The sequence below is a fragment of the Halobacteriovorax sp. genome, from assembly GCF_041587335.1.
In the GTDB taxonomy this organism is placed as follows: Bacteria; Bdellovibrionota; Bacteriovoracia; order Bacteriovoracales; family Bacteriovoracaceae; genus Halobacteriovorax.
Map to the genome: position 1 here is coordinate 1 of NZ_JBFGYP010000244.1, position 2,449 is coordinate 2,449.

The 2,449-nt window shown below is 33.8% G+C and carries 2 protein-coding genes; both read left to right on the top strand.

Annotated features, from left to right (window positions below; all coding sequences use genetic code 11):
* Window positions 1-750 (top strand): Hsp70 family protein (locus tag ABX784_RS16920; protein ID WP_372656242.1); only part of this gene is annotated, 750 nt, incomplete at its 5' end.
* Between the two features lie 108 nt (window positions 751-858).
* Window positions 859-2,001 carry an ATP-binding protein gene (locus ABX784_RS16925; RefSeq protein WP_372656243.1) on the top strand — a complete coding sequence of 381 codons (1,143 nt, stop codon included), beginning with the start codon at window positions 859-861 and terminating at the stop codon, window positions 1,999-2,001.
* The last annotated feature ends 448 nt before the right edge of the window (window positions 2,002-2,449 follow it).

Here is a 2,449-nt window from a genome sequence, read left to right on the forward strand (position 1 = left end):
GCAAAAAGTATGAATATCAAACTAAATAAAGAGTCCAAGGTCTTAATCGCTGACCTTGGTGCTGGTACAAGTGATTTTAGTGTTATCAATATGAAAAATGGAAACTTCTCTAGTTCAGATATTCTCTCTGTTAGCGGAGTGAATATTGCTGGAGATAGCTTTGATTATTCTCTTATGAAGAACTTCATTCTTCCTGACTTTGGATCTAGAGTTAAGTACAAGAGACCAGGAAGCTCCATTGAGCATGGAATCTCTAAAACTCTTATCCAACAAATGAGCACTCCCGCAGTATTCTCATTAATAAATGATTCAAATATTGAAAGCTATATTGAAGACGCTCAAGACTTTGTCACTGACTCAAAGGACCTAGAAAGACTAGATAACCTTGAAAGTCTCTTTGATTCAAAACTTGGATTTGACCTTATGAAGGAAGTTGAGGGAGCAAAGATTAATCTCTCTAGTAATCTAACGAGTGAGCTTATCTATAATAAAAGAGGAGTGAAGCTTAAGAACTCACTCTCTCAAAAAGACTACTTTAATAAATCTGATGAAGTCACTGAGAAGATTATAAATTCCCTCAAAGAGTCTCTAGAGACAGCTAACACTCATTCTGAAGATATTGAATATATTCTCTGCACAGGAGGAAGTGTCCAAAACCCACTATTTCTAGAGAAACTAAAAGAGATATTTGGAGCTGAGAAGCTTATTCTATCAAATAAGCAGGGAAGCGTAGTATTTGGACTGGAATAAATTACAAGGTTTCATAATAAAAACAGTTAATTACGAGTACTTTACAAAATACTAGGTACTACTAGTATTTTTGATAGGTCTATCTAGTATTTTGTGTTAGGGTGAGTTATGAAGAATATAAAAGCACCTCAGCTGAATTCAATAATGGACCTTGTCAATAAAAGAGAGGGTCATATTCATGTTTTAATTGGTCCTAGGCAAGTGGGAAAGACTACTACTGTCAAGCAATTGAGCGAGAAATCAAGACTTTCTAGTAAGTATATATCTGCAGACGGAGAAATCTCTAGGCCCAAAAGTTGGTTATCCCTTCAATGGCAAATGGCCCTGGGAGAGGGGGTCGAACTCTTAATAATTGATGAGATTCAAAAGGTTGAAAACTGGGCCGAAGAAGCAAAGAAGTTTTGGGATCAGCGAGAGGAGAATTCTCCTCGATTAATTCTTCTTGGATCTAGCTCACTTTCATTGCACAGAGGTTTATCTGAAAGTTTGACTGGTAGATATATATTACATCGAATTTACCATTGGGACTTTGAAAGCTCTCAAGAACTTCTTAATGAATTTGATTTGAAAAAATATCTAGAGTATGGAGGATATCCAGGTAGTTATGAGTTTATAGAGAATAAGTTTGAATGGCTTTCGTATATTAAAGATTCAATCATTACACCTGTTATAGAGAAAGATATATTGAGTATGGTTCATGTGAAGAGCCCTGCTCTTTTTAGGCAGTCATTTGATTTGATTTGTTCTTATGCCTCCCAGGAAATTAGCTACACAAAACTTCTGGGGCAGCTGCAAGACAAGGGAAATACTGACCTTGTTAAAAACTATATAAAATTATTTGAAGCGGCCTTTCTTATAAAAAGTTTAGAAAAGTATAGCGGCAAAATTATTAAAAAAAGATCATCTTCTCCTAAGTTATATCCTCTCGCGCCAGCTCTCTATTCTCAAGCAATTGATATGCAATTTGATGAGGAGTACTACGGACATGCATTTGAACTCTTTATTTTGATGGAGCTTTTAAAGTTTCCTGGATGTGTCTATTACTGGAGAGAAAGAGATTATGAAGTTGATTTTATACTAGAGATTGGAAATAAGTTAATTGCAATAGAGGTGAAATATACGTCTCTTCCAGAAAGTACAAAAGGCTTAGAAGAATTTGTTACTAAGTTCAAAAATGTAGTCCCTCTTATTATAAATAAGGACAACTATAAAACAAAGCTCAAGCTCATTAGTGATTTAATTTTTTCTTAAGACTGAAGTTCTCTTTGATATTCCTAAAATTAGAGAAGATCACTTTAATTAATAAATTAGAAGATTTTGATTAGTTGAGTACTAGCTGCCAGATTTGAAAACTATCCCAAACCCACTATTTCTAGAAAAACTAAAAGAGATATTTGGAGCTGAGAAGCTTATTCTATCAAATGACCAGAGAACTGTAGTATTTGGATTGGAATAAATTGCAAGAAGTCATATTAAAAACAGATACTTATAATTGATTTACAGAATACTAGATACATCTAGCAATTTGTAATGAGATAAATTATGGAGAGTAATCTCGCTAGAGATTGGACACCATTAACTAGATTACAGGTTGAAGTTGCAAATAGCTTTGATAAATATTTAAAACTTTTACAGACAATTGTTGTCTGATAACTTTCATCTATTCTACATCTTAAAGTCTAAACTTTCTTTATCATCC

Excerpts from the sequence above, each read along its gene's own strand:
- ABX784_RS16925 (WP_372656243.1), top strand. The coding sequence starts at position 859 with ATGAAGAATATAAAAGCACCTCAGCTGAATTCAATAATGGACCTTGTC.